Source organism: Shewanella electrodiphila, from assembly GCF_023283985.1.
GTDB classification, from domain to species: Bacteria; Pseudomonadota; Gammaproteobacteria; order Enterobacterales; family Shewanellaceae; genus Shewanella; species Shewanella electrodiphila.
On record NZ_JAKIKU010000009.1, the window covers coordinates 166,069 to 192,622 of the forward strand.

23 protein-coding genes, 3 tRNA genes and 2 pseudogenes are annotated in these 26,554 nt (G+C 38.8%); 14 read left to right on the top strand and 14 right to left on the bottom strand.

The genetic code is table 11. The features are described 5' to 3' along the window. Positions 1 to 2 precede the first annotated feature (2 nt). The 4 genes and pseudogenes from L2737_RS16340 (at position 3) to nadA (ending at position 3,772) form a co-directional block, all read left to right on the top strand. A complete protein-coding gene (locus L2737_RS16340) occupies positions 3 to 980 on the top strand; it encodes an alpha-ketoacid dehydrogenase subunit beta (protein WP_248956419.1) in 978 nt (325 codons plus the stop codon). Between the two features lie 9 nt (positions 981 to 989). Next, positions 990 to 1,227 (top strand): annotated as a pseudogene (locus tag L2737_RS22525) (biotin/lipoyl-containing protein); the annotation flags it as partial. A gap of 131 nt (positions 1,228 to 1,358) precedes the next feature. Beyond that, positions 1,359 to 2,597 (top strand): annotated as a pseudogene (locus L2737_RS16345) (dihydrolipoyllysine-residue acetyltransferase); the annotation flags it as partial. Positions 2,598 to 2,704: 107 nt separating this feature from the next. Beyond that, positions 2,705 to 3,772: a quinolinate synthase NadA gene (gene nadA, locus L2737_RS16350; RefSeq protein ID WP_248956421.1), complete on the top strand. Its 1,068-nt coding sequence runs from the start codon at positions 2,705 to 2,707 to the stop codon at positions 3,770 to 3,772. 77 nt (positions 3,773 to 3,849) lie between these two features. Here the strand turns inward: nadA and gap are convergent, their stop codons facing one another. Beyond that, a complete protein-coding gene (gene gap / locus L2737_RS16355; protein WP_102527304.1) occupies positions 3,850 to 4,860 on the bottom strand; it encodes a type I glyceraldehyde-3-phosphate dehydrogenase in 1,011 nt (336 codons plus the stop codon). A gap of 234 nt (positions 4,861 to 5,094) precedes the next feature. Continuing rightward, entirely contained in the window at positions 5,095 to 5,925 is an 831-nt protein-coding gene (locus L2737_RS16360) for a DUF2989 domain-containing protein (protein ID WP_248956422.1), read from the bottom strand. A gap of 201 nt (positions 5,926 to 6,126) precedes the next feature. On the opposite strand from L2737_RS16360, the gene L2737_RS16365 reads away from it, so the two are divergent. The 5 genes from L2737_RS16365 (at position 6,127) to L2737_RS16385 (ending at position 10,104) form a co-directional block, all read left to right on the top strand. Continuing rightward, complete coding sequence (locus L2737_RS16365) at positions 6,127 to 7,563, top strand: glyceraldehyde-3-phosphate dehydrogenase (RefSeq protein ID WP_229368680.1); 1,437 nt, start codon at positions 6,127 to 6,129, stop codon at positions 7,561 to 7,563. 239 nt (positions 7,564 to 7,802) lie between these two features. Next, positions 7,803 to 7,878, top strand: a tRNA-Gly gene (locus L2737_RS16370). A gap of 10 nt (positions 7,879 to 7,888) precedes the next feature. Next, positions 7,889 to 7,962: transfer RNA gene (locus tag L2737_RS16375), tRNA-Cys, on the top strand. A gap of 54 nt (positions 7,963 to 8,016) precedes the next feature. Then, positions 8,017 to 8,102 (top strand) — tRNA-Leu (locus L2737_RS16380). Between the two features lie 808 nt (positions 8,103 to 8,910). Further along, positions 8,911 to 10,104, top strand: coding sequence for an amino acid aminotransferase (locus L2737_RS16385; RefSeq protein WP_248956423.1), 1,194 nt, complete (start codon positions 8,911 to 8,913; stop codon positions 10,102 to 10,104). Between the two features lie 79 nt (positions 10,105 to 10,183). Here L2737_RS16385 and yvcK read toward each other — a convergent pair whose 3' ends face one another. Further along, positions 10,184 to 11,080 (bottom strand): uridine diphosphate-N-acetylglucosamine-binding protein YvcK, encoded by an 897-nt coding sequence (gene yvcK, locus L2737_RS16390; protein WP_248956424.1) that lies wholly within the window; start codon positions 11,078 to 11,080, stop codon positions 10,184 to 10,186. Between the two features lie 180 nt (positions 11,081 to 11,260). On the opposite strand from yvcK, the gene L2737_RS16395 reads away from it, so the two are divergent. Continuing rightward, positions 11,261 to 12,067 carry a glucosaminidase domain-containing protein gene (locus tag L2737_RS16395; protein WP_248956425.1) on the top strand — a complete coding sequence of 269 codons (807 nt, stop codon included), beginning with the start codon at positions 11,261 to 11,263 and terminating at the stop codon, positions 12,065 to 12,067. A 3-nt stretch (positions 12,068 to 12,070) separates the two neighbouring features. Then, positions 12,071 to 12,703 (top strand): DUF2987 domain-containing protein, encoded by a 633-nt coding sequence (locus L2737_RS16400; RefSeq protein ID WP_229368684.1) that lies wholly within the window; start codon positions 12,071 to 12,073, stop codon positions 12,701 to 12,703. A gap of 77 nt (positions 12,704 to 12,780) precedes the next feature. On the opposite strand, the gene ttcA is transcribed toward L2737_RS16400, so the two are convergent. The 11 genes from ttcA to ccoN all read right to left on the bottom strand — a co-directional run bounded on the left by ttcA (position 12,781) and on the right by ccoN (position 22,772). Beyond that, positions 12,781 to 13,719, bottom strand: coding sequence for a tRNA 2-thiocytidine(32) synthetase TtcA (ttcA, locus tag L2737_RS16405; RefSeq protein ID WP_248956426.1), 939 nt, complete (start codon positions 13,717 to 13,719; stop codon positions 12,781 to 12,783). 69 nt (positions 13,720 to 13,788) lie between these two features. After that, positions 13,789 to 14,718 carry a universal stress protein UspE gene (gene uspE / locus L2737_RS16410; protein ID WP_102527311.1) on the bottom strand — a complete coding sequence of 310 codons (930 nt, stop codon included), beginning with the start codon at positions 14,716 to 14,718 and terminating at the stop codon, positions 13,789 to 13,791. Positions 14,719 to 14,803: 85 nt separating this feature from the next. Next, on the bottom strand, positions 14,804 to 15,556 hold the full coding sequence (etrA, locus tag L2737_RS16415; RefSeq protein ID WP_102527312.1) for an electron transport transcriptional regulator EtrA: 753 nt from the start codon (positions 15,554 to 15,556) through the stop codon (positions 14,804 to 14,806). A 55-nt stretch (positions 15,557 to 15,611) separates the two neighbouring features. After that, a complete protein-coding gene (locus tag L2737_RS16420) occupies positions 15,612 to 16,301 on the bottom strand; it encodes a sulfite exporter TauE/SafE family protein (RefSeq protein WP_248956427.1) in 690 nt (229 codons plus the stop codon). Continuing rightward, entirely contained in the window at positions 16,294 to 16,557 is a 264-nt protein-coding gene (gene ccoS / locus L2737_RS16425) for a cbb3-type cytochrome oxidase assembly protein CcoS (protein ID WP_248956428.1), read from the bottom strand. The genes L2737_RS16420 and ccoS overlap by 8 nt, the downstream gene beginning before the upstream one ends. Beyond that, entirely contained in the window at positions 16,554 to 18,956 is a 2,403-nt protein-coding gene (locus L2737_RS16430) for a heavy metal translocating P-type ATPase (protein ID WP_283108378.1), read from the bottom strand. The genes ccoS and L2737_RS16430 overlap by 4 nt, the downstream gene beginning before the upstream one ends. 5 nt (positions 18,957 to 18,961) lie before the next feature. Further along, on the bottom strand, positions 18,962 to 19,441 hold the full coding sequence (locus tag L2737_RS16435) for a FixH family protein (protein WP_102527315.1): 480 nt from the start codon (positions 19,439 to 19,441) through the stop codon (positions 18,962 to 18,964). 116 nt (positions 19,442 to 19,557) lie between these two features. Further along, positions 19,558 to 20,526, bottom strand: a complete 969-nt coding sequence (gene ccoP, locus L2737_RS16440; RefSeq protein WP_102527316.1) for a cytochrome-c oxidase, cbb3-type subunit III — start codon at positions 20,524 to 20,526, stop codon at positions 19,558 to 19,560. Further along, positions 20,526 to 20,702, bottom strand: coding sequence for a cbb3-type cytochrome oxidase subunit 3 (locus L2737_RS16445; protein ID WP_102527317.1), 177 nt, complete (start codon positions 20,700 to 20,702; stop codon positions 20,526 to 20,528). The genes ccoP and L2737_RS16445 overlap by 1 nt, the downstream gene beginning before the upstream one ends. A gap of 10 nt (positions 20,703 to 20,712) precedes the next feature. Then, entirely contained in the window at positions 20,713 to 21,327 is a 615-nt protein-coding gene (ccoO, locus tag L2737_RS16450; protein ID WP_229368690.1) for a cytochrome-c oxidase, cbb3-type subunit II, read from the bottom strand. Positions 21,328 to 21,338: 11 nt separating this feature from the next. Continuing rightward, complete coding sequence (ccoN, locus tag L2737_RS16455; RefSeq protein WP_102527319.1) at positions 21,339 to 22,772, bottom strand: cytochrome-c oxidase, cbb3-type subunit I; 1,434 nt, start codon at positions 22,770 to 22,772, stop codon at positions 21,339 to 21,341. Between the two features lie 271 nt (positions 22,773 to 23,043). On the opposite strand from ccoN, the gene L2737_RS16460 reads away from it, so the two are divergent. The 3 genes from L2737_RS16460 to L2737_RS16470 all read left to right on the top strand — a co-directional run bounded on the left by L2737_RS16460 (position 23,044) and on the right by L2737_RS16470 (position 26,420). Beyond that, positions 23,044 to 23,493 carry a hypothetical protein gene (locus tag L2737_RS16460; protein ID WP_248956429.1) on the top strand — a complete coding sequence of 150 codons (450 nt, stop codon included), beginning with the start codon at positions 23,044 to 23,046 and terminating at the stop codon, positions 23,491 to 23,493. A gap of 101 nt (positions 23,494 to 23,594) precedes the next feature. Beyond that, a complete protein-coding gene (locus L2737_RS16465; RefSeq protein ID WP_102527321.1) occupies positions 23,595 to 23,828 on the top strand; it encodes a hypothetical protein in 234 nt (77 codons plus the stop codon). A gap of 789 nt (positions 23,829 to 24,617) precedes the next feature. After that, positions 24,618 to 26,420 (top strand): protein adenylyltransferase SelO, encoded by a 1,803-nt coding sequence (locus tag L2737_RS16470; RefSeq protein WP_248956430.1) that lies wholly within the window; start codon positions 24,618 to 24,620, stop codon positions 26,418 to 26,420. The last annotated feature ends 134 nt before the right edge of the window (positions 26,421 to 26,554 follow it).

Sequence of the window (26,554 nt, forward strand, 5' to 3'; positions counted from 1 at the left end):
TTGTGGCTGAAATGAATATGTTACACGCCATCAATGATGCATTGGCAATTGCAATGACTGCTGATGAACGAATGGTTGTGTTTGGCGAAGATGTGGGTCATTTTGGTGGCGTTTTCCGTGCAACATCTGGATTACAAGAAAAGTTTGGTAGAGATCGTTGTTTTAATACTCCGTTAACTGAACAAGGCATTGCAGGTTTTGCTAATGGCTTGGCTTCAAATGGTATGACGGCCGTTGCTGAAATTCAATTTGCTGATTATATTTTTCCTGCATTCGATCAAATAGTGAATGAAACAGCAAAGTTCAGATACCGCAGTGGTAACCAGTTTAACGTTGGTGGGTTAACTTTTAGAACCCCGTACGGCGGTGGTATTGCAGGTGGTCATTATCACTCGCAATCGCCAGAAGCGTATTTTACCCAAACCCCTGGTTTAAAAGTGGTCATTCCACGGAATCCAGAACAAGCCAAAGGTTTGTTATTAGCTTCAATTCGCGATCCAAATCCGGTCATTTTCTTTGAACCAAAAAGATTGTACCGTGCATCTGTTGGTGAAGTCCCTGCCGGTGACTTCGTAATTGAGCTTGGTAAAGCTGATGTCGTTAAAACGGGTACGGATATTACCTTACTTGGTTGGGGCGCTCAGATGGAAATTCTTGAAAAAGCGGCAAAAATGGCTGAAAAGGACGGCATTTCTTGTGAAATTGTCGATTTAAGAACCTTGTCACCTTGGGATATTGATACCGTTGCTGCATCTGTCAAGAAAACAGGTCGTTTGCTCATTAACCATGAAGCACCGTTAACGGGTGGTTTCGCCGGTGAAATCGCAGCGACAATTCAAGAAGAGTGTTTCTTACATTTAGAGTCACCTATAAGCCGTATATGTGGCTTAGATACACCATATCCGTTGATTCTGGAAAAAGAATACATGCCAGATGAACTAAAAACTTACGAAGCCATTAAAGCTTCAGTCAATTTCTAGGAGCAAGATATGATTAAAGATTTTATTTTGCCTGATATTGGTGAAGGCGTCGTAGAGTGTGAGCTTGTTGATTGGATGGTTAAAGAAGGTGATGTTGTTGTTGAAGATCAACCAATTGCTGATGTGATGACAGACAAAGCCTTAGTTCAAATACCTGCACCTCATGCGGGCGTCATTACCAAGCTATATTACGCGAAGGGTGACATTGCAAAAGTTCATGCGCCGCTTTATGCAGTAGAACTTGAGGCAACAGGTGTTAACACTGCTGATGAATCTAGAGCACCTTCTACTCAAGAAACGGCAACAGAAGCTAATGAAGAAACCAGCAATGAAGTTGCAAGAAATGTTGAACAAATAAGTCAAACTACCGCACGTGATGTTGAAGAGTTCTTACTCCCTGATATCGGTGAAGGTATTGTTGAATGTGAACTTGTTGAATGGCTTGTCGCTGAAGGTGATATTGTCACAGAGGATCAGCCGATTGCTGATGTGATGACAGATAAAGCTTTAGTTCAAATACCAGCGATTAAAAATGGCAAGATTGTAAAATTACATTACAGAAAAGGCCAATTAGCTAAAGTTCATGAGCCGTTATTCGCAATCGAGGTTGAATCTACAGGCACTCAAGTTGAAGCGGCTCAAACAGTCACGCATTCAGCTGCCGTTAGCGAAATCGTTACTAGTGAACCAGTTGCTCAAGGTAAAGCGTTAGCAAGTCCTGCAGTTCGCCGATTAGCTAGAAGTTTGGATATCAATATTGCTAACGTGCCAGGTACGGGTAAAAATGGTCGTGTGTATAAAGAAGATGTTGAAGCGTTTGCTAATGGCTCCACAGCAAACCAAACCTCAGCCTCTAAAACGACTACCGTTTCTAATAGCGCTGCAATACCAGCTAATATTCAAACTACAAATGCAGACAGAGTTGAGCCAATTAAAGGTGTTAAAGCTGTCATGGCTAAGATGATGGTTGAGTCTGTTTCTACGATTCCTCATTTTACATATTGTGAAGAATTTGATTTAACAGATTTAGTTGCATTACGCGCCGAGATGAAACAACGTTATTCAACTGACGAAGTTAAATTGACTATGATGCCTTTCTTCATGAAAGCAATGTCATTAGCCATTAATGAATTTCCAGTATTAAACAGTCAAGTCAACCCTGATTGCACTGAGTTAACCTATAAAATGAGTCATAACATTGGTATGGCTGTTGATTCAAAAGTGGGTTTGTTAGTACCGAATGTTAAAGATGTACAAAGTAAAACTATTTTAGAAGTTGCCGCTGAAATTACACGACTCACAACTGCTGCTAGAAGTGGCCGTGTAAGTCCTGCTGATTTAAAAGGTGGAACAATATCAATTTCAAATATTGGTGCTTTAGGTGGGACGGTTGCTACGCCTATTATCAATAAACCGGAAGTTGCGATTGTTGCCCTAGGTAAATTACAAACACTCCCTCGTTTCAATGCCAATGGCGAGGTAGAAGCGCGTAAGATTATGCAAGTCAGTTGGTCTGGCGATCATCGTGTAATCGATGGTGGAACCATTGCTCGTTTCTGTAATCTTTGGAAGCAGTACTTAGAGCAGCCACAAGAAATGTTACTCGCAATGCGCTAATTCTATAATGGCAATCTAATTAACTCATTAAAGGGCGCTATTGCGTCCTTTAATTTTGTTAACTGATTTTGTATAATCTCCGGACGTTGTAACTTCTCGGAACCATAATGATCACCTCGGCACCGAATATCGAATCTATCGAGTATCCTTTTCCTGCGAAACCTGCTTTATTGTCTCATGCTGAAAAAGCTGCAGCTAAAGCAAGAATAAAACAGCTATTGATCGACCAAGATGCTGTTTTAGTTGCACACTATTATACAGATCCTGAAATTCAAGCACTGGCTGAAGAAACCGGTGGTTGTGTTTCTGACTCCCTTGAAATGGCACGCTTTGGCCGTGATCACCCAGCAAAGAAACTGATTGTTGCTGGTGTAAAGTTTATGGGGGAAACCTCTAAAATTTTAAGCCCCGAAAAAACTGTCTTGATGCCTACGTTAGAAGCCACTTGTTCTTTAGACATTGGTTGCCCAATTGATAAGTTTTCAGCATTTTGTGATGCCCATCCAGAACATACCGTAGTTGTTTATGCGAACACCTCAGCGGCAGTAAAAGCCCGTGCAGATTGGGTAGTAACCTCTAGTATCGCGCTAGAGATTGTTGAACATTTGGATAGCGAAGGCAAAAAGATTATTTGGGGACCTGATCGTCACTTGGGTAGTTACATTGCTAAAGAAACTGGCGCTGATATGTTGATGTGGCAGGGCGATTGTATTGTTCATGACGAATTCAAATCTAAAGCATTAAAGGAACTTAAGATACAGCATCCTGATGCTGCTATCTTGGTTCACCCTGAGTCACCGGCAAATGTCGTTGCTTTAGCGGATGCTGTGGGCTCTACGAGTCAGCTAATTAAAGCTGCACAAACCATGGACAACCAAGAGTTTATTGTGGCGACTGACCGAGGCATTTTTTATAAAATGCAACAAGCAGCACCAGGTAAAACACTCATTGAAGCACCAACTGGTGGTAATGGCGCTACATGTAAAAGCTGCGCTCATTGTCCTTGGATGGCAATGAATGGTTTACAAGCTATTGAAGCGTCACTGACAGCAACAAATAAAACTGAACATGAAGTGTTCGTTGATGATGCATTACGTGATGATGCACTAGTACCATTAAACAGAATGCTTAATTTTGCGAAAACCTTAAACATGAAAGTGAAGGGTAACGCTTAATCTAATCGATGGATAATAACAAAAAGCCCTGCAAGTGCAGGGCTTTTTAATGTTCCAATTTTACAAATTAAAACAAATTATTTAGCTGTCATTAATGCAACAGTATTATCTAACATGCGGTTACTGAAACCCCATTCGTTATCATACCAAGCCATTACTTTAACAAGTCGACCATTAACACGTGTTTGAGTCGCGTCAAAGTTAGAAGAAAATGCATTATGGTTGAAATCGATAGAGACTAAAGGTTCAACATTAATAGCAAGCGCTTCATTCAATGGTGAAGTTTTTGCTGCATCTGCCACTATCTGGTTAATTTCTTCAACTGTGGTGTCACGAGACGCTTGGAAAGTTAGATCCACAAGAGATACGTTAACTGTCGGTACACGTACAGCTAAACCGTCAAACTTACCTTGAAGCTCAGGAACCACTAAACCTACAGCTGCTGCAGCTCCAGTTTGCGTTGGGATCATAGACATTGCTGCTGCACGAGCACGACGTAAATCAGTGTGGTAAACATCTGATAAGCGTTGATCATTGGTGTAAGCATGAATAGTAGTCATTAAACCAGATTCAATACCAACAGAGTCATTCAACGGTTTCGCAAAAGGAGCTAAACAGTTGGTTGTACATGAAGCATTTGAAATCACAGTCATATCACTGGTTAACACTTCATTGTTTACGCCGTAAACAACAGTTGCATCAACATTCTTGCCTGGAGCAGAAATAATAACTTTCTTAGCGCCAGCTGTTAAATGCGGTTGTACTGCTTCTTTAGATGTGAAAATACCAGTACATTCATAAACAACATCAACGTTTAATTCTGCCCAAGGTAATTTAGAAGGGTCTCGTTCTTGAAAAGTCAAGATTTTATCGCCATTAACGTAGATGGCTTCATCATCATGATCAACTTTAGCGTTGAAACGACCATGTACTGAATCATATTTGGTAAGGTGAGCATTGATTGAAGCATCACCCAAATCGTTTAAAGCTACGATTTCAATTGGGTAATCCTTTTCGCTTTCATAAAGCGCACGTAAAACATTTCTACCGATACGGCCATAGCCGTTAATTGCTACACGGATAGTCATTGCATATCCCTCAAGTGATTATAAATCTGTTACGTAAATCATATGGTAGTAAAATTACCAAATTAACGATTTTCGTCAAGTAAAAAAGCCTCAAAACGCTAATAAAGTGCAAAATATCTGTATTTAATTTACAAATTACAGAAATAAGCTGCTGTTGGCGATTTTTTTGAAAGTGTAATACAGCGTTAACTGTTAATTAATTGTACTCAGTGTAGCTAACAAGCTAGTCTTTGTTTATTCAAATTTTGATTTAATTTCACTTGTATCGAACTGAGCTGTTTTTAATAGTCTAACGAGCTCAATCGCTTCTAAATCTAATTGCTGAGCTCGGTTACTGTCATTAGCTATAAGCGCTAATAATTTTTCTTGTGAGGCAATGTTGTCACTCATTAATGTATTCGCCTTAGTCAATAAGTATTCATTATCAACATTTTGCTCCCAACGATAAATTGTAGCGAGAGCGAGTAACCAATCAGGGTCAATTGTTTTAGGCTTAACGTGGGACAATAGGTGTAAATAAAGCATCTTTGCTCTATTCATATCCGTTTTAATATAATGTGACGCAAGTTGAGCAAGTATAAATGGTTCTGTTATTTCACCATTTTTCTCAGCTTTAATTAACGTATCACGCGAAGGTATATCGTTAAACGTTGTCCAACGATAATACACAAGGTAATTGTCTGGGTTGTCCTTGGTATATTCTCTTAACTGGATTAAATTTTGTGTGCTAACAGCATATGCTCTTTCTCTATCTAAAGTCCGGTCGGTGTTTTGTATATGGATAACACCAGCAGCTAATTCTATGCACTTGCTATAAGACTCAAGCTTTATTAATTGGTCGTATAGTTGTTTTCCTGTAGGCTCAGTGGTTATCTTTAATTGGTATCTACTACGAATTAAGTCGCCTTTTTCTACTAAACACCAACTATCTCGGTGTAAATCCGCACAAAGTTCAGGATTATTTTTACAAATGCTGCCACTATTTCGGCCAACATCACAACCAAATAAGCCGAATAAAGCAGCAAATATTGAAAATGATGTAATTATTACTAAACTTTTACTCAAAACAGGCTCCAAAAGTGGAATTTCTCTAATAAAATTACACGTTTACTAAAAATTTCTTACTGGCGAAAAAGCGTAAATTTCATTACAATGTCGCCGACCAAACGGGGATAACCCTATCAAATAATGACTATTGGTCTTTTCTTTTTGTTACTCAATGCTTTCTGCACCCTACGCTGAAATGTGAGATAAAGGATCTTTTTAATGAGCGCTGATAAACACCTACAAAGTTGGCAAGAACGTTTCGAAATGGCAGAGGCTATGCAGCCTTTACTTGGTAAACTATATCGTAATCAAGGCGTTGAAGTCTTAGTTTATGGTAAACCACTTTTAAACGCATCTACAATTGAAATTATTAAAGCGCATCGCCTAGTTCGTCGTCATATTGGCGAAAAATTACGCCTTCGTGAAAGCTTTCCATTCGTTGAAGCATTAAGCAAGTTATCAGTAAAGCACTGTAAAGTGGATATTGGCAAGTTAGCTATTAATTACTGGCGTGATAATGCTGATGCTTCTCAAATTCAAGCCTACATGACTAAAGAGTTAGAGCAAGGCTTAAACTTTGGTGACGATGTAGAATCTAAAGATGTTGTCTTATACGGTTTTGGACGTATCGGCCGTCTATTAGCCCGCTTAATGATTGAAAAAACGGGTAAAAGTAATAAGCTTTGTTTACGCGCAATCGTCTTACGTGGCGGTAAAAAAGGTGATTTAGAAAAGCGTGCTAGTTTATTACGTCGTGACTCAGTTCATGGTCCATTCAATGGCTCTGTTGAAGTAGACGAAGAAAATAACGCCATTATTGCTAATGGTACATATATTCAAATCATTTACGCTAATTCACCTGATCAAGTAGATTACACACAATACGGCATCAATAATGCGCTTGTTGTGGATAATACCGGTATTTGGAAAGATGAAGATGGTCTTGGTCTTCACCTTAAGAGTAAAGGTGCAAGTAAAGTACTGTTAACCGCTCCTGCTAAGGGTGCAATTAAGAACGTCGTTTACGGTGTGAATGAAAATGATATTCTTCCTGAGGATATGATTGTTTCGGCAGCAAGTTGTACAACCAATGCTATTACACCTGTATTAAAAGCAGTGAATGATAAGTATGGCATTGAAAACGGACATGTTGAAACAATCCATTCGTATACGAATGACCAAAACTTAATTGATAACTATCATAGTGCTGACCGTCGTGGTCGAAGTGCGCCATTAAACATGGTTATTACTGAAACAGGTGCAGCGAAAGCGGTTGCAAAAGCATTACCTGTAATGGAAGGTAAGTTAACAGGTAACGCTATCCGTGTACCGACACCAAATGTTTCAATGGCCATTATCAGTGTTAACTTAAACGGCGAAACTAATCGCGATGAGTTAAATGAATACCTAAAAGATATCGCATTGACTTCTGAGTTGAAAAATCAAGTTGATTACACTGATTCTACTGAAATTGTATCAAGCGACTTAGTGGGTTCTCGCTATGCTGGTGTTGTTGACTCTCAAGCAACTATTGCTGATGGCAAACGTGCTATTTTATACGTGTGGTATGACAATGAGTTCGGTTATAGCTGTCAAGTAGTCGGCGTCATGCAAAAGATGCTTGGACTTACAACGCTTTCTTTACCAGAAGCGTAAACTTACTCAGTTAAGAACCATCATTTAAAAGGCACTTCTTAGTAGAAGTGCCTTTTTTGTTGGCTGTCATGGTTTAATAGACAATAATTGTTCAATACGTTGATTTATACATCAAACGGTTATAAAAGCCCTAAAATATAGTAATTCTGCATTGACACATTTGCGTAAAACGGTAGAATTCCATTCCGCACTCAGGGACAAATTGATTTATCGTTTTAACTAAGTGTTTTGTTTGATATGCGACATTAGCTCAGTTGGTAGAGCGATACCTTGCCAAGGTATAGGTCATCGGTTCGAACCCGATATGTCGCTCCAATCAAACAACGGCGCGATGGCAGAATGGCTATGCTGCGGATTGCAAATCCGTCGACCTCGGTTCGACTCCGGGTCGCGCCTCCACAATTTTGTTTAATTGTTTAGTGCTTTAAACTAGACGGTTAAAACAACACTTTTGCCCGAGTGGTGGAATCGGTAGACACAAGGGATTTAAAATCCCTCGCTTAATAGGCGTGCCAGTTCAAGTCTGGCCTCGGGTACCATTATAAATAAGCCTCGACATTAGTCGGGGCTTTTTTATGTCTGACATTTGAGTAATTGAAGAAGGATAAAACCCTCATCGTTTTAAAACCAGACGTGCCAGTTCATCTCAGGCCTCCGGTGCCATATTCTCTTTTAAAGAGCTTACATACGTAAATAAGATGCAAAAAGCCTCAACATTCTTGATTTTAACAGGGCTTTTTTGTATCTGAAATTTGAGTAATTGAAGAAAGGTAAAATCCCTCTTCGTTTTAAAATCGGGCGTGCCAGTTCATCTCAGGCCTCGGGTACCATATTCTCTTTTAAAGAGCTTGCATACGTAAATAAGATGCAAAAAGCCTCAACATTTTTGATGTTAACAGGGCTTTTTTGTATCTGACATTTGAGTAATTGAAGAAGGATAAAATCCCTCGTCGTTTTAAATTCGGGCGTGACAGTTCATCTCTTGCCTCGGGTACCATATTCTTAATACAAGAATATGATACATAAGCAAGATACGAAGGCATCAACATGCTTTACGCTAACGATGGCTTCTTATGTCGTTAAAGTGAGATGTTTAACATCAAATTCCATAGGATTTTCAAACTAAGACGCTTAGTCGAATTGTTAGCCATATCTATAAATAGTCATTTATGAATATGAAAAATCATCAATACGTTATTAAATATCCATTTAAAACCTAATTAAAATGTCAAATGTTCAAACTGTGAACTAATTCTTTGTTCATGACCAAAAGTCACTATTTCAAAAACCTATTCAATGGTATAAATACTAAAAATAGTGGTTCACTTCATACGAAGGAAAGAAGTAATGATATTTTCTCAGGTCCCTCAAGCTCCAGCCGATCCTATCTTAGGTTTAACAGATGCATTTAAAAAAGACACACGTAGTGAAAAGGTCAATTTAGGTGTTGGTATTTATAAAGATGAAGCAGGGCAAACCCCTGTACTTAAATCTGTTAAAAAAGCTGAAGCAATTTTATTAGAAGCTGAGAAAACGAAAAATTACTTAGGGATCGAAGGTGTAGAGCAATACAATGCAGTCGTTCAAACTTTACTATTTGGACAAGGCAGCGACATCATTAATGACAAGCGAGCCTTCACTGCACAAGCACCAGGCGGAACAGGCTCATTAAGAGTTGCCGCTGAATTTCTTGTTAGGAATACTGAATCTAAGACCTTATGGGTAAGTAACCCAACATGGGCTAATCATCAAAACATATTTCAAACTGCTGGCTTATCAATAAAAGAGTATGGCTATTACAAAGCAGAAACCCATGATATGGATTTTGATGCGATGATTACTGATTTACAAAGTGCTCAAGCTGGTGATCTTATTTTATTACACGGTTGCTGCCACAACCCGACTGGTATCGACTTAGATGCTGCACAATGGGAAATTGTTGGTCAACTTTGTGCAGATAAAGAACTTGTACCTTTATTTGATTTTGCCTATCAAGGTTTCGGCGCGGGAATTGAAGAAGATGCTCAAGGTTTACGCATTGTTGCTGCAAAAGTACCAGAGCTATTAATTGCCAATTCATTTTCTAAAAACTTTGGCTTATACAATGAACGTATTGGCGCAGTTACTATTGTTGCTGCTGATGAAGACGCAGCCCAAAAAAGCTTTAGCCAGATCAAGAAAACTATTCGGGCAACATACTCAAATCCACCAGCACATGGCGGTTTGATTGTGAGTACTATCCTATCAGATGATTCTCTTCGTCAAGAATGGGAATCTGAATTGACCGAAATGCGTCAACGCATCGCCGAAATGCGTACTTTGTTTGTTGAGACATTAAAATCAGAAGGCGTTGACCAAGATTTCAGTTTCATCTCTCGTCAAAATGGTATGTTTAGTTTTTCTGGACTGAATAAAGATCAAGTCAATCGACTTAAAGATGAGTTTGCTGTCTATATTGTGGGTTCAGGACGTATCAGCGTTGCGGGTATGACAAAACAAAATATTCCGGTTATCTGTAAAGCGATTGCGCAGGTTATTTAAATCCGTCAGATAACAAACACATTGTGATTACTGTCTAAGCCTATAAGCAAATACTTATAGGCTTTTTTATAAGCTTAATTTAAGTTGATTTGTTCATGACTGTTGATAATGCAGTAGCTAAAGCTTCTTTGTTATGTAAACCCGCATGGTGATCACTGACAAGCGGAAAAAAACTTACAAATTCACCAACATCAATATGTTCTGCGTGACTGATGACATTATTGACAGCATTTCTTCCCAACAATTGGTTTATCCAGTTTAATTTATCTTCTAACAACAGTTTATTTGCTGCACAAACTTCGTTTGTTAAATTATCGATGAAAATAATTTGAGCATTTGAATTGGAAATGGCAGTAGCAATTGCTGGAAGTAAAAGAGGAGGTAATACACTAGTGAGAAAGCTTCCTGGGCCAATGATTATCAGCTCTGCTTTATTAATAGCTTGAATGGCTTCACAAGTTGCTGTTACCTGAGGTTCGAGATTTAGTGAACTAGGCACCTCACTCATTTCATCAACGTTCGTTTCACCAAATATCATCTGACCTTCGACATTTAGTGCAGTTAAATGTGTGGGTTCTTCAGACATGGGAATAATACGAGTATCAATTTTCAGAATGGTTCTGATTAATTTAATCGCTTCAAGAGGTCTGACGCAGAGTTGTTCTAGTGCATACAAAATAATATTGCCAAGATTATGGCCATTTAGCTCATTATCGCCATTAAATCGATGATCAAATAACATGGTGCCGATAGAAGGACGATTGGCGAGCTGTGATAAACAGTTGCGTAAATCCCCCCATGCAATAGTTGTTTGATCTTGGCGGATACGACCAGTAGAACCGCCATTGTCAGTTGTTGTTACAATTCCAGTTAACTTGGGTCCTAAAAAGGATAATGCAGCAAGGACTCTGCCTAAACCATGACCTCCGCCCAATGCGATGACGTGATCATATTGCTGTAATGGTTGGTTCATCATTTTTTGATTCCTTTCATACTCTTGATGACTTTTAATGCGACCATGGATAATGTCATTTCTACATTTCTAGCTATCGTCTGATGCTAAAAATGCATACTTAAAATAATAGCACAAACACAAGACTGCTTTTAGTTATGATTCTCGGTATAATCAATGAAAATTATTTAGGAAGGATTGTTTTTGAGAACAGGTAGAGTGGGTAAGTTCACCCTTGGGTTAGGGGTTGTTATAATTAGCATTATTTTGATCCGTGTTTGGCTTGTTCCTACACTGGAGAAAATTTTAGTATCAACACCAGAAATTCAGCAAAATGAGAAAGAACAAGAAACAATTCCTAATTTTACTGAGATCAGTGATATTCCAACTAAAAAACAAGTGTTTTTTGATTATATGACGCCAGCTGTAAATCATCAAAATGCGCTTATTTTAAAAGAACGAAATTTTTTAAAAGTCATCCTGGCAAACCTAGCCAATGAAAAAACATTAACCGATGCCGAAATCTTTAAACTAAAACAATTAACACAGAAATATAATTACTCTGTAAAAAAGTTTGACGACACAACCTTAACGCCCTTGTTAATTAGAGTCGATACCGTGCCAGCAAGAATGGTATTAATACAAGCAGCAAACGAAACAGGCTGGGGCAGCTCTAGGTTTGCTAAAGAAGGCAACAATTACTTCGGACAATGGTGTTTTTCTAAAGGTTGCGGTTTAGTGCCTTTATCCAGAAAAGCAGGAATGAACCATGAAGTAGCGTCGTTTGATACACCTGAAGATTCAATAGCAGCTTACATGTTAAATTTAAACACCAATTCAGCATACCGTTTATTAAGATCAATGAGAGCTGACTTACGTTCACAAAATATCGAACCTTCAGCTGAGAAATTAGTTTTCGGACTCATTCATTACTCAGAACGTAAAGATGCTTATATTGATGAACTACTAGAGATGTTACGCCAAAACAAAGCGTATTTAGCAGGATTATAGAAAATGAAGTTAGTAAAGATACCAATGTTAGTCGCTTTCGTGTTGTTAAGTCCAACATCGATCGCTGATTCTGTTTCTATTCCATATGCAGGTTTTTATGAAAGACTAAAACAAGTTAATAAACATAATTATCAGTTGGTTGAAATTGCTTTTAGCGTACCTAAAAATGATAACTGTAAAATGCTTTCAGGTAACATCACCACTGAAAAAGATGAATTCCCACTGACTTACGATAAACACCAGCGTTTATATTTGCCATTTGATGCACAATTAAAGTCAGACCGAGGTTTGTTAAATATTGAAGTAGAAGGGGACTCTTCACTTTGTGGTGTTGCAATGCAAGTACGTGCTAAGTCAACTCAACAAGAGTATGTTCAAGCGGAACTTATGGCAGTTAAGGATGATATGGATGCATTGTTAGATGGTCAGCAAGGTTTCCCAATGAAGTATTTCCGTAAACCAATTACTGGACTTACATTTAGCTTTTCGGATTCCGACTTACCTGTTATCGCAACAATTGATGGTAAAGCACAATCAATTTCAAACCAGTTACAACTCACTTCTGAACAATTAGCAAACCTAAAAGCCTTAAGTTTTAATGCCATGCCCTTTGTTGTCAGCCCTTATGTCATTTGAACCGTTGAAATAGCAAAGCATAGAAAAAACAAAGCCCTCAGTTGAGGGCTTCTTTTTTGCAAGAACAGATCAACCATTTACGGTTTGTAAGTTGTCACTATATTTATTTTAGCTGCTTCATCTAAATTGATATGACCATTATTCGTGGTATCTAGAAAATCAAAAGCAGGTAAATCAGATTCGGCTACATCGCCGGATAAAGGAGCATCTGCATCGCGCTGCAAACTGATAAAATCAAAAGCGTTTCTATCAACACCTTGAGACGGTGACGTGTTCTGCATCGCAGTAAAAATTGTTTCAATACGACCTGGAAAGTCACGATCCCATTGATTCAACATATCCTTTACAGCGCCACGTTTTAAGTTCTCTTGTGAACCACACAGATTGCAAGGGATGATAGGGAATTTTTTCAGCTCTGCATACTCTGCAATGTCTTTCTCTTTGCTGTAGGCTAAAGGTCTAATAACCATGTTAGCACCGTCATCTGATAACAATTTAGGTGGCATTGCTTTCATTTTTCCACCGAAGAACATATTTAAAAATAATGTTTCAATGATGTCGTCTCTATGATGACCTAGAGCAATTTTTGTCGCACCAATACGTTGTGCAAATCCATATAAAGTTCCGCGACGCAGACGAGAACATAAAGAGCATGTTGTCTTGCCTTCAGGGATTTTATCTTTAACGATTGAGTAAGTGTCTTTTTCAAGAATATGATATGGCACTGCTAACGTATCTAAGTACGCAGGCAAAATATCTTCAGGAAATCCAGGCTGCTTTTGATCTAAGTTAACTGCAACAATTTCAAATTTAATTGGTGCACGCTTTTGCAAGTTCAACAAGATGTCGAGCATTGCATAGCTGTCCTTACCGCCAGAAAGGCAACACATGATAACGTCACCATCTTCAATCATTTGATAGTCTCCTATCGCACGACCAACATCATGACGTAATTTCTTTTCTAATTTAGCTTGGCGATCTGCCAAGTGTTTTTCTTGTTGTTGCATTTCAGACATTAAAAAGCGCCCAGTAACTATCGTTTCAGGGCGCGTATTATTCCAGCATTCAAGCCGATGGTAAAGACTTTAGTCTTCAAGAGGTGATTTATAACCCTCAGGCTTAACTGCAAGTAAGTCACAATTGATACTATCGATGACATGTTCAGCGGTATTACCAATTAAAGCTGCTGAAAAACCAGTTCTGCCCACAGTCCCCAAGATGACTAATTCTGCATCGAGTTTTAAGGCAAGCTCAGGAATGACATCTTCAGGTAAACCTTCTTCTACATGGCAGTTTTCTAAAGGGATATTAAAACTGTTGGCCAAATATTGAATTCGCTGTTCATGCTGCATTCTGACGGTATCGTTATAACTTGCTGCATCGAATTCAGGTAACTCAATGGCCAAATTAACCGGCGTACCAGGGTAACCATTCACTAAATGGATTTGGGCTGAGAATTTAGCTGCAAGATTCAACGCATTTTCAATTATTTTGGTATTGAGTGTTGAATGCTCATCATCTTCTGAAGCCACATTTACTGCACATAAGATTTTACCAGCCACTGGCCAATCATGATCTTTTACCATTAATACTGGAATAGGGGCTTTACGTAATAAATGCCAATCAGTTGGAGTAAAAATAATAGACTTTAGTTTGTCGTGTTCATGGGTGCTTTTTACTAATAAATCGACATCTTGTTCGATGGCGTATTTTATAACGCTTTCGAAAGGTCTGTTATGCCAAACCACTTTAGTATCAATCGTTAAGCCTGATTTTGCGTAAGGCAAAATAGCTTCAGCTAACCAGCTTTCGCGTTGGTCAATAACACCCTGACGCATCGCTTCTCTTTCGTGGCTTGAAAGAATTGAAGTCATTTCATAAGAAAAATCAAAAATGGTGAGAAATGCAGTGATAGATGCATTGGACTTAGAAGCAAGTTCAACGGCTCTAGCCAGAGCAGGTTGATGGTCAGTCATTGGGTTAATGACTACCAAAATCTTATTATAATCCTTCATAAAACCTCCAAGCTATTTTATATTACTATCACTCTTAACTGCGGTGATGTCGTTGCGTTAGATCATAAAATGAAAATTAACTCAATTAAGTGGCAATTCTTGAGTTTCCAGCTAATTGGCTGAGTGCAACATGATCAATAATAGTGATGTATTTGCCTTTGACTTCAATCAAACCTGCTTTTTGAAACCTGCCCAGTAATCGACTAATTGTTTCAACCGTCAAACCAAGATAGTTACCAATATCACCACGGGTCATCGTTAACCTGAATTCATGAGGTGAGAAGCCTCGACTGCCGAAACGATTTGCAAGATTATTGATGAATGCAGCAAGACGTTCTTCTGCATTTTTCTTCGACAATAACAAAATCATTTCTTGGTCGCCCATGATCTCATTACTCATTAAACGCATTATTTGCTGTCTAAGCTTTGGCATTGTGCCAGAGAGAGTATCTAATGTGTCATATGGGATTTCACACACCATTGCAGTTTCTAAAGCTTGCGCAAAACTTTGGTGAATTTGAGAATGAATGCCATCAAAGCCTATAACGTCACCAGCTAAATGGAATCCGGTAATTTGTTCATCACCTTGCTCAGTGATAGTGAAGCTTTTGATTGTACCAGAGCGAATAGCAAATAAGGATTTGAGAGGATCACCTGACTTGAATATCTGGTCGCCTTTTTGTACTGGTTTTTTACGTTCAATAATTTCGTCTAGTTTATCTAGTTCGTTATTATCTAACGTGAAAGGAATGCAAAGTGACTCCATGCTGCAATCATGACAATGAATTGCACAACCACCAGTAGATGCACGAAGCTGTTTAGTTTGATCTGTAGGCATATATACTCTCAATTAATTACTACAATACCATGTTAAACTAATAACAAAGCTTGAGCTAGTTTAGCTGCATGATGGCGATATAAATAGTTTGTAAGCCAAATACTACAATCAAGATCCCACTTAAAAGTCGTACTTGCTTTTTTTGAACCCATCCAGCTAATTTTTTAGCGGTTAATCCAGCACTTAACAATGCAGGCAGTGTTCCAAGGCCAAAAGCAAACATCACCAAAGCTCCGTTCAATGCATCACCTGATGCAACTGACCAGGTTAAGGTACTGTAAACTAAACCACAGGGTAACCATCCCCAAATCATCCCTGCAATCGTTGCTTGAAACCGGGTTTTAATCGGCAACAATTTATTAGCAATAGGTTTGAGTAACGACCATAAACCTTTACCAAGTTTTTCAATATGGACGACTCCGAACCATATTTGGGCAATATAAAGTCCAGTTATTATCATCATAATGCCGGCAAGTATTCTTAAACCAATGAGATAACTGTCAACATCGAACATGTAGCCTAATGCGGCACTACTTGCTCCAGCCAACGCACCTGCAATCGTGTAACTCGCAATACGGCCAAAATTATAACTGAGTAAAAAACTTAATTGGTTTGCTAAACGATTTGAAGATGTTGCTGGTAAATTAGTAGCAAAAGCGCCAATTAAACCACCACACATTCCAAAACAATGTGCAGCGCCCATTAATCCGACCAGGAATGCTCCCCATACATTATATTCAATCAATTTGCGGAGTCTTTTGGGTTGCAGATTTATCCGAATTAATTAGCTCATCATCAAAAGAGTTAGCAGTTACCACGTCATCATTGAGCGTCTTAGTATTATCTGTAGTCACAGTAGGCTTATCTTCATCAAATAATATCGACACACTTTGCCTATCAAGATCATCGAATTGTTCTGATTTTACCGCCCAAAAAAATACGGCTACAGCGACCACGACGAAAAGCATGGCAATGGGAATTAATACGTAGATGATACTCATAGTTTTACCCTTAGCAGGCGCAGACTGTTAGAAACAACAATGATTGAGCTTATCGACATACCAATCGCCGCTATATACGGTACGACATGACCAGTTACGGCTAACGGCAATATAATGATGTTGTAAGCAAACGCCCAAATTAGATTTTGTTTTATTATTCTATTGGTTAGTTTAGCAAGTTTTATTGCTTGAATAAATTTAGAAAGATGATCGCCAAGTAAAATTAAATCAGCGCTATTTTTAGCTATTGCGCTGCCACTTCCCATTGCCACAGACAAGTTGGCACCAGCGAGTACTGGTGCATCATTGATACCATCACCAAACATAGCAACATGCTGTTTTTGTTGTAAATTATTTATCAATTCAAGTTTGTCTTGTGGGCTTAAGCCTGCATAAGCTTGTTGAATATTTAATTGGCGGGCTATTTCAGTGACATGTTTACTGCTGTCGCCACTTGCTATACTGACTTGAATACCTAACGCCTGAAGTTCTGTTACAGCTTGTGCACTATCAATACGGATAGCATCTTGCAAAATAAAGCAGGAAGCTATTATGTCATCAATAGATAACCAAAGTAATTGGCCTTTACAATGTGACGCATCGAGGCCGACAAACTGAGCATTACCCAATTTGACGGTATGTTCATTAACCTTGGCAGATATTCCTAGCCCAACATGGTGGATAATCTCTGTTGCGGTAATCTCTGAGTTAACAAATGGTGCAAATGCTTTTGCGATTGGATGAATAGAACCCATTTCAAGCGCTGCAGCATAATTAAGAGCTGAATACTCATTAACAAGGTCATCTGTAATGATTGTTTTTTGAATAGAGACAGTTCCGCACGTTAATGTGCCGGTCTTATCAAATACGACATGTTCGATTAATGGTAGTTTCTCAAATACGCCCGCTTTTTGAACAATAATCCCCAGTTTGGTAAATATTGCCGTAGAACATGTGATTGCTGTTGGTGTTGCTAACGCAAGTGCACAAGGGCAGGTAGCGACTAATACCGATAACATGACCCAGAAAGCATCATCTGGTGAAATAAATAGCCAACTAAAATAGGTGATCCCCGCTATAGCAATGATGGCCGTTGAAAAATAGCTGGCAGATTTATCAACGAGCAAGGCAATTTTAGGTTTCGTATTTGAGGCTACCTCTTGTAAACGGATAATTTCAGCGACTAATTGATCTTGACCTAATGCGGTTACTTGAACAGTAATAGGTTGGTCTACATTAATAGTGCCAGCATACACGGTATCTCGCTCACTTTTGATAAATGGCATTTGTTCGCCAGTTAACATTGATTCATTTAAGCCTGATTTACCTGATAATATGATCCCATCAGCAGCAACGACTTCACCAGGCTTGATTAAAATGGTATCTCCAACTTTTAATCGTTTAGCTGGAATTTCAGTTGCTTCACTAGTAGAGGAGTTATTAATTGAATCAGATATTAAATTAGCTGTTAACGGTACGAGTTTGTGTAGATTACTCGAACTGACGGATGCGGTTTGTTTTGCTTTTTGTTCGAAAAAACGCCCCAATAGCAAAAAGAAAGTGAACATGGTGACAGACTCAAAATACACTTCACCAGTGCCGTTTATTGTCGCGATACAACTGGCTATATAAGCGCCAGCGATAGCTAAAGAAACGGACAAATCCATATTGACCTTACCGCCGAGCAAACTTCTAACGGCACTGAAGTAAAAAGGTTGAGCAGAATAAAAGACCACAGGAGCGGCAAGCGTCATACTGACCCAGCGAAAGTAATCCCTCATTTCAGTATCTTCTAAAATGAAGTAGTCAGAATATAAAGCCAGTGCAAACATCATCACTTGCATGGTGACAAATGCAGCTAGTCCAAGACGAAGTAGAAACTTTCGCGATTCTTGTTTACTGAGTTTTTCTTGTTCATCTATTTGATAGGGTGCAGCTTGATAACCAATACGGCTGATTTCTGATAGTATTTCACTGAGTTTTACACGAGAGTCATCCCAACAGACTAATGCTCTTTGGGTAGTAGAGTTGACCGCAATGCTAATTATGCCAGGAAGCTGTTTTAATTTATGTTCAATTAGCCAAGCACAAGCTGCACAAGTTATCCCTTCGATAGAAACTGAAAGCGTATTTTGGTTATCTTTTGAATGGACTAAGTCTTGTTGGATTTCAGGAAGATCATACGCAGAAAATTGAGCCAACTCAGATGGAACAAGCGCAGTTTGCTTACTGCCTGGTTCACTTCTAAATTGATAATAGCTACTTAACCCAGAGTCGATGATGGCTTGCGATACAGCCTGACAACCAGGACAACACATAGGTTGTGCCTGATTATCAATAACGGTTGTAAATTCGCTACCAGTTAAAACAGGTTCATTACAGTGAAAGCAATTTTGCATGAAGATTAATTCAACCAGTATTCTACATCATCTTGTATATCAATACGTTGCTGGATACGCCAGCTATTATCAAAGCCTTGTAATCTTACATTCCACGGACCTGAAATTGCTTCAGATAATCCGATTCTGAAATCACCGTTACCATCTGCAGTCGCATTGATTCTAAAATCTTTGTCTTCAAGAGTCGGGTGAATGAAACTGACTTGAAGTGCGGCGCGGTATTCAGGGCCGCCGTGCTGGGAAATTTTTAATTCATGGTCATGAACTTCAATTAAAAACTGCATACCTAAGTTTTTAGCTTGCTTAATTTTACGTAAATCCATATTGATGGCTTTACCTTCTTTATAATAATCATCAGAAACCAGCGAGTCTGCATTATCAATTGCAATGCTCATTGCCACCATACTTTTAATGACAACGACAAGAAGTAGAACAACAATAAACCAAGGCCAAAAATGCTTATACCAGGGTTGAACATCAGACATAAAAAGGTCCTAAATATTAAGAATTATTATTGTGTTATTTTACCTTGAAAAGGCTTAAGAATCACTTAAAAAAAAGGCTTCGTTTTCACGAAGCCTTTGATGTTACCGAGGTGTAACTATTTGTTTGATAAGCTATAAACGTAAGCAGATATTACGTGAACTTTTTCTTCACCTAAGATGTCGTTCCACGCCGGCATAACACCAGCACGACCGTTTGCAATTGATTGCATCACTTGCAAGCGACTGCCACCGTATAACCAAGCATTGTCAGTCAAATCAGGTGCGCCCATAAACTTATTACCAGTGCCGTCCATTCCATGACAAGCAAAACAGCCTTTCATAAATGAACCTTGACCTTGCGCTGCTAACGTAGCGTCATGGTCACGACCAGATAGTTTGAACACGTATTCAGCTAAGCCTTGTATTTCACTGTCTTCAATCGGTAAACCGCCTTTTGGAGGCATCATACCGTTACGACCGTTCATGATAGAAGTCTTAATTGTGGCTAGTTCACCACCGTATAACCAATTACCATCAGTTAAATCAGGGAAACCAATACCACCACTACCTGTTGAACCATGGCATTGAGCACAATTTTGCAGGAACAAACGTCCACCAACTTTTAATGCTTCTTCATCTTTAACTAAATCTTCTAACGGCGTCGCTAGATATGCAGCAAAGATAGGACCATATTTTTCATCAGCAGCCGCAACTTCACGGTCATATTGTGATAAACGATTTTCAGCTTTAGCGAGTTCAACAGCAGCTTTCGAGTCAGCTTTAATACCTTCTTCGTAACCCACACTTTGGTTAGAACTCGTCCAACCAAATAAACCTTGGTAACTACCAAGACCTGGGTATAACGCTAGGTAAATCAGGCCAAAAACAATACTGAGATAGAACATGTATGCCCACCACTTTGGTAGTGGGTTGTTTAGTTCTTCAATACCGTCAAAGGTATGACCCATTGATTCGCCTTCTTCAATTCCGGTCTTGTTCTTTGAACAAGCACGTAAAAGAAAGAAACAACCAGCAATAACTAATAGCGTCGGAAAAATAATCCACACATTCCAAAAGATACTCATTACTTATTATCTCCTGAATGATTAGTTTGGCTCTTAATTTCTTCGTCAGAAAAAATCAGGTTAGCGGCTTCATCAAAACCAGCTTTGCTTTTAGAGCTATACGCCCAATAAAAGATGCCAGCAAATACGACCATAACAATAATGGTAAGAATACCTTGTAACGTTCCGTAATCCATAATTGCCTCCTTATTTCAGCGCGTGGCCTAAAGACTGAAGGTAAGCGATTAACGCTTCTAATTCAGTTTTGCCTTCAACAGCCGCTTGAGCGCCAGCAATTTCTTCTTCGGTATACAGGTTATGATCCGGATGGAAATTACTTAAGATTTGCATCTTCTTACCAGTGAGTTTTCCGTCTAGTTTATTTTCAGCTAACCAAGGGTAAGCTGGCATATTAGACTGTGGAACGACATCACGAGGGTTAATCAAATGCACTTCATGCCATTTGTCACTGTAACGACCGCCAACTCGAGCTAAGTCAGGTCCAGTTCGCTTAGAACCCCACTGGAATGGGTGGTCCCAAACTGACTCACCAGCTACAGAGTAATGGCCATAACGTTCTGTTTCAGCACGTAAAGGGCGGATCATTTGGCTGTGACAGTTATAACAACCTTCACGGACATAAATATCACGACCTTCAGTCTGTAAGGCAGTATACGGAATTAACCCTTCAACTGGTTCAGTTGTATCCTTAGAAAATAGCAACGGAGTGATCTGAACTAAACCACCAAAACTGATGGCAATAACAGTAAAGATACCTAGCAGACCGATGTTTTTTTCGATAATTTCATGATTAAATTTCATCGTTCTGCTCCTTATGCTTTTTCTTCAGCTAATGCTGGCAAAGTATCTTTAGGTGCATTAACGGTACGAATGACGTTGTACGCCATAATGAACATACCAGTTAAGAAGAACACACCACCAATAAAGCGGACAAAGTAGAATGGGTAAGAAGCTTCTAAGCTTTCAACAAAGCTATAAGTTAATGTACCGTCAGAGTTAACTGCACGCCACATTAGACCTTGCATCACACCAGAAATCCACATTGCTACGATGTATAATACGGTACCAATCGTCGCTAACCAGAAATGCACATTCACTAGGTTAGTACTGTACATACGGCCGTGACCGAATAACACAGGTATTAAGTGATATAGCGAACCGATAGAAACCATCGCAACCCAACCTAATGCACCAGAGTGAACGTGACCAACAGTCCAATCTGTGTAATGCGAAAGGGCGTTTACTGTTTTAATCGCCATCATTGGTCCTTCGAAGGTAGACATACCATAGAAAGATAATGAAACAACTAAGAATCGTAAAACTGGGTCGGTACGTAACTTATGCCAAGCACCTGATAACGTCATAATACCATTAATCATGCCACCCCAAGATGGAGCAAATAAGATTAACGACATCACCATACCTAGAGTCTGAGTCCAGTCAGGTAACGCAGTATAATGAAGGTGATGTGGACCAGCCCAAATATACAATGCAATCAATGCCCAGAAATGGACGATAGAAAGACGGTAAGAGTAAACAGGGCGACCAGCTTGTTTAGGTACGAAGTAATACATCATCCCTAAGAAGCCTGCAGTTAGTAGGAAACCAACCGCATTATGTCCATACCACCACTGTACCATCGCATCGACTGCGCCTGAGTACATGGAATATGATTTGAATAAGCTCACAGGAACCGCCATTGAGTTAACAATGTGCAGTACTGCTACCGTGATAATGAAAGCACCAAAGAACCAGTTAGCAACATAAATGTGCGACGTAGTTCGTTTAATGATTGTGCCAAAGAACACTACTGCATAAGCAACCCAGACAATGGTTATTGCGATATCAATAGGCCACTCTAGTTCTGCATACTCTTTACCTGAGGTGAAACCCATTGGTAAGGTGATTGCAGCTGAGAGGATAATGGCTTGCCAACCCCAGAATGTAAATGCAGCTAATTTAGGTGCAAATAATCGGGTTTGACAGGTGCGTTGTACGATATAGTAGGATGTTGCGAAAAGGGCTGAAGTACCAAACGCGAAAATCACAGCATTCGTATGTAGCGGTCTAAGACGACTATACGTTAACCATGATGTTTCAAAGTTTAGTTGTGGCCAGATTAACTGGGCCGCAATCAATACACCAACTGCCATACCAACGATTCCCCACAAAACTGTGGTTAATGCGAATTGGCGAACAATAGTGTAGTTGTAATCAGCGCCTGTAGGCTGGGAATGATTCATCATAATGCTTCCACGGCTTATTACTTTTACTTTTAATTATAGTAAAGAAGAACTTTACCTGTTTAGGCTGACATTCGCTGAAAAAACAACCTAAAATGAAGTTGCTTTTTAACGCGCTGTCAAGGTGTTACCTCATGTTTTTTGTATCTATCATGAGGCAATGCAATGATACTTGAGCTGCGTCAAAAAAGATACTCAGAGAACCTGAGGAAACTTGATCCAGATCAATTTCCTAAAGATAATGTTATCAATTTGAATCATGAGGTTATTATTTGTGCGATTTTTAACAAAGTGTGCTTTCTTGTTATTTTTTATTGCTAATTTAGTAGGATGCGATTCTCAACCTCCAATCGAAGTAAGCAAAAGTGAAGTTGTTGATCAAACGTTATGTCAATTTGCTAAAGAAGTTTGTGAACAAAGTGTAAACAACCAAACCGTGTCTCTCATGATAAACCCTGTTTTCACACCAAGTGAAAAACCATTAGACATCCAACTTACGTTTTCAGTACCTGTGAGCGATGTACAGATTAGAATTGAAGGTCGCGATATGTTTATGGGCGTTATTCCAGTCAGACTAGAAACCGATGATCAAAAATCATTCAAGGGAACTGCAATTTATGGATCTTGCAGCAGTAATTATATGGTTTGGCGAACAATAGTGAGCTATAAACAAGATGGGGTCAGCAAGTCTACCTGGTTCGATTTTTTAGCTGATAACCAATAATAAGGCAATTAACATAAAAATATTAGTTAACAGCTTAAATCGTGTTGATAATCATTCTCATTAATATATAATTGCTATATTGAATTTTTGAGGACAACACAATGACACAACTTAATATTTCTATTCCACTTGATAAAATGGCTTCGCTTATCCAAAGTGGACACATCTGCGTTGCAGATATTAAAAGTTTAGATATAGAAACAAAAAAGCAGCTGTGGCAGCTATGTTTGATGTCTTGTAAGAAACGCGTGTATTGTGACGAGGCTGTGACAGCTAACCATCAATCACCTGAACTGATAGATGAGCAGCTTATTTCAATGTTTCGTAACGATTAGACACTATTTAGGACTAAAATATTAGGGATTAGACTTAAAAGGGTTAGCTTCTTTATAGCATACTCATAATTCGTTTCGCACAATCTATAAAAACGCAATTTGATATAACCTAAAGCTTATAAGCAACTATCATCCGCTTGTGCCTCATCAAACATTGTTTAAATTTTAAACTTACATAAAAATCCAAGCCATTTCTGTAGGCTTTGTGTTTGTGTTTGTTTTTAGCATTCAATTTAATGCTTCAATACACCTAGAATAGCTAAGTGCTTTAGAATCGATTCTCCACAAATATCACATTCTACTTCTAGATTATTCTCAAGCTTATATAGATTCTGATTTAGCTGGATAAGTCGTTCTAGTTTTGATCATGTCATCGATATGCTTTATCTCATATTGTAATTATATCGTCTGCATCAATGACATAATGGGTATCCCATTAAGTGTTTAGATTTCTACCTTAACAAGGTTATCAGTCAGCAACATTCTACGTTCTATCAATGTTGCTATTGCTTGTTTCATTGCTTGTTTAATTGATTGTTTAGTCATACTGCATGCTTCAAATCGTTAATCGTTATTCAAACTTACACATGTTTATTGGAAATTATTTTACTGTCACTTGATTTTAGTCACGCATCCTAAAGCATTACTACTAAAGAGACATCCTTAACGCACATCATTTTTTAAGATGATTATTTTTTTGTTACTGGTTAAAACTATTAACTTATCAACTGAACCGTTAGGATAAACAATGCATTGAAAATTTTCTTATCAATCTTGGTATAACTATATATGTCCAATCGTCAGTCTCAACAAAACAGCGTGAAAATAACAACATTAACTCAACTCGCTAGTTCAGCAAGTTATTCACTTTTGGATAGCTTACATAGAGATCCAGATGCTACAAGTAGCGGTATTGATTACCAACCTCGACAAGTATTCTCAGGCCATTATGTCCCAGTTAGACCGACTCCAATTACAAATCCCAAATACGTTGCACACAGTAAAAACTTGTTTTTAGAACTTGGTTTTGACGACAGTTTGGCGACGTCCCCTGATTTTGTACGTCTATTTTCGGGAGACTTGTCTCAGGTTCCTGAGCCTATGCGTCAAGTAGGGTGGTCAACTGGTTATGCGCTTTCTATTTACGGTACTGAATATATTCAGCAATGCCCATTTCAAACGGGTAATGGCTATGGCGATGGTCGCGCGATCTCAGTATTTGAGGCCGTTATCAACGACCAGCGTTGGGAAATGCAATTAAAAGGAGGCGGGCGAACACCATACTGTAGAGGTGCTGACGGTCGAGCTGTATTACGCTCAAGTATTCGTGAGTTTTTAGCTCAAGAGCATATGCACGCTCTAGGTGTACCTACATCGCGTTCTTTAAGTTTGTATGTTTCAACGGATAAAGTACAACGTCCATGGTACTCAGAAGATTCACGCTCGGAAAATCCTGATATATTAATATCCGAATCTGTTGCGATTACAACGCGCGTCGCACCGTCCTTTATTCGTGTTGGACAACTTGAGCTTTTTGCTCGACGTGTCCGTCATCAAGAACACGCAAATGCATTGCAAGAACTCGAAAAGATAGTGTTACATTTAATACAGCGTGAATACGCTGATGTAATCGATAAGGAGCTTCCTTTAGCTGCACAAATAATTTTATTGGCAAAAGAGTTTAGAAGTCGGCTAACATCGCTCATCGGACAATGGATCCGAGTTGGTTTTTGCCAAGGTAATTTCAATAGTGATAATTGTGCAGCAGGTGGTTACACACTTGACTATGGCCCCTTTGGTTTTTGTGATGTTTTTGATCCTCAATACTCGCCTTGGACAGGTGGAGGACTACATTTTGCTTTGATGAACCAACCTAACGCAGCACAAAAAAACTTTGATAGTTTTTGTTCAGCTTTACGTCCGTTGTTATCTGCTGAGCATGATTTTTTAAGACAATTTGATGAAATTCAAGAAGGTTTTTCAAATGTCATGCATACACAAATGAATACCATGTGGGCAAAAAAGCTCGGCTTTGAACATTTAAACATGAATAATCATCAGCAACTTTACAACTCGATGCTCAGTGAGCTAGACAAGCTGATGAAGCAAACGAAGGTTGATTATACTATTTTCTTCCGAGAGCTCTCCTCTATTCCAGACGATATAACCCCTTTGCAAAAAAGTTTTTATTCCGATTTAGCAGGCGGGGCAGATGAACAAACATTGAATCATCGCTGGAAAGTGTGGCTTGATGATTGGAAAGTACTAATCAACATTAGCATTAGTGATATCAGTGGTGATAATAGTATTGCTAACAGTACTAATAACAATGTTTCTGGACCACAATCGACCAAAGAAATATCTGCACATATGAAACTTGTAAATCCCAAATATATTTTGCGTGAGTGGTTTGTTGTACCTGCTTATCAACAAGCCGTTGAAGGAAATTATGAATTGCTGCACGAACTGCAGGACGTAATGACACAACCTTATGCGGAATTATCAAAGGATATAGAAGCAAAATACTATCGATTAAAACCGACTCAATTATTTGAAGTCGGGGGTTTGTCACATCTTAGTTGTTCATCGTGATGATAATAAAATACATAAGCCCATTGTAGATATGCAAAGCTTAATCAACAGTATCAAGACGAGTAAATAGATAATTAGAAAGGAACAAATGTATCTAGCCGCTTAACAAGATAATTTTAATTGGCCAGTAGAAC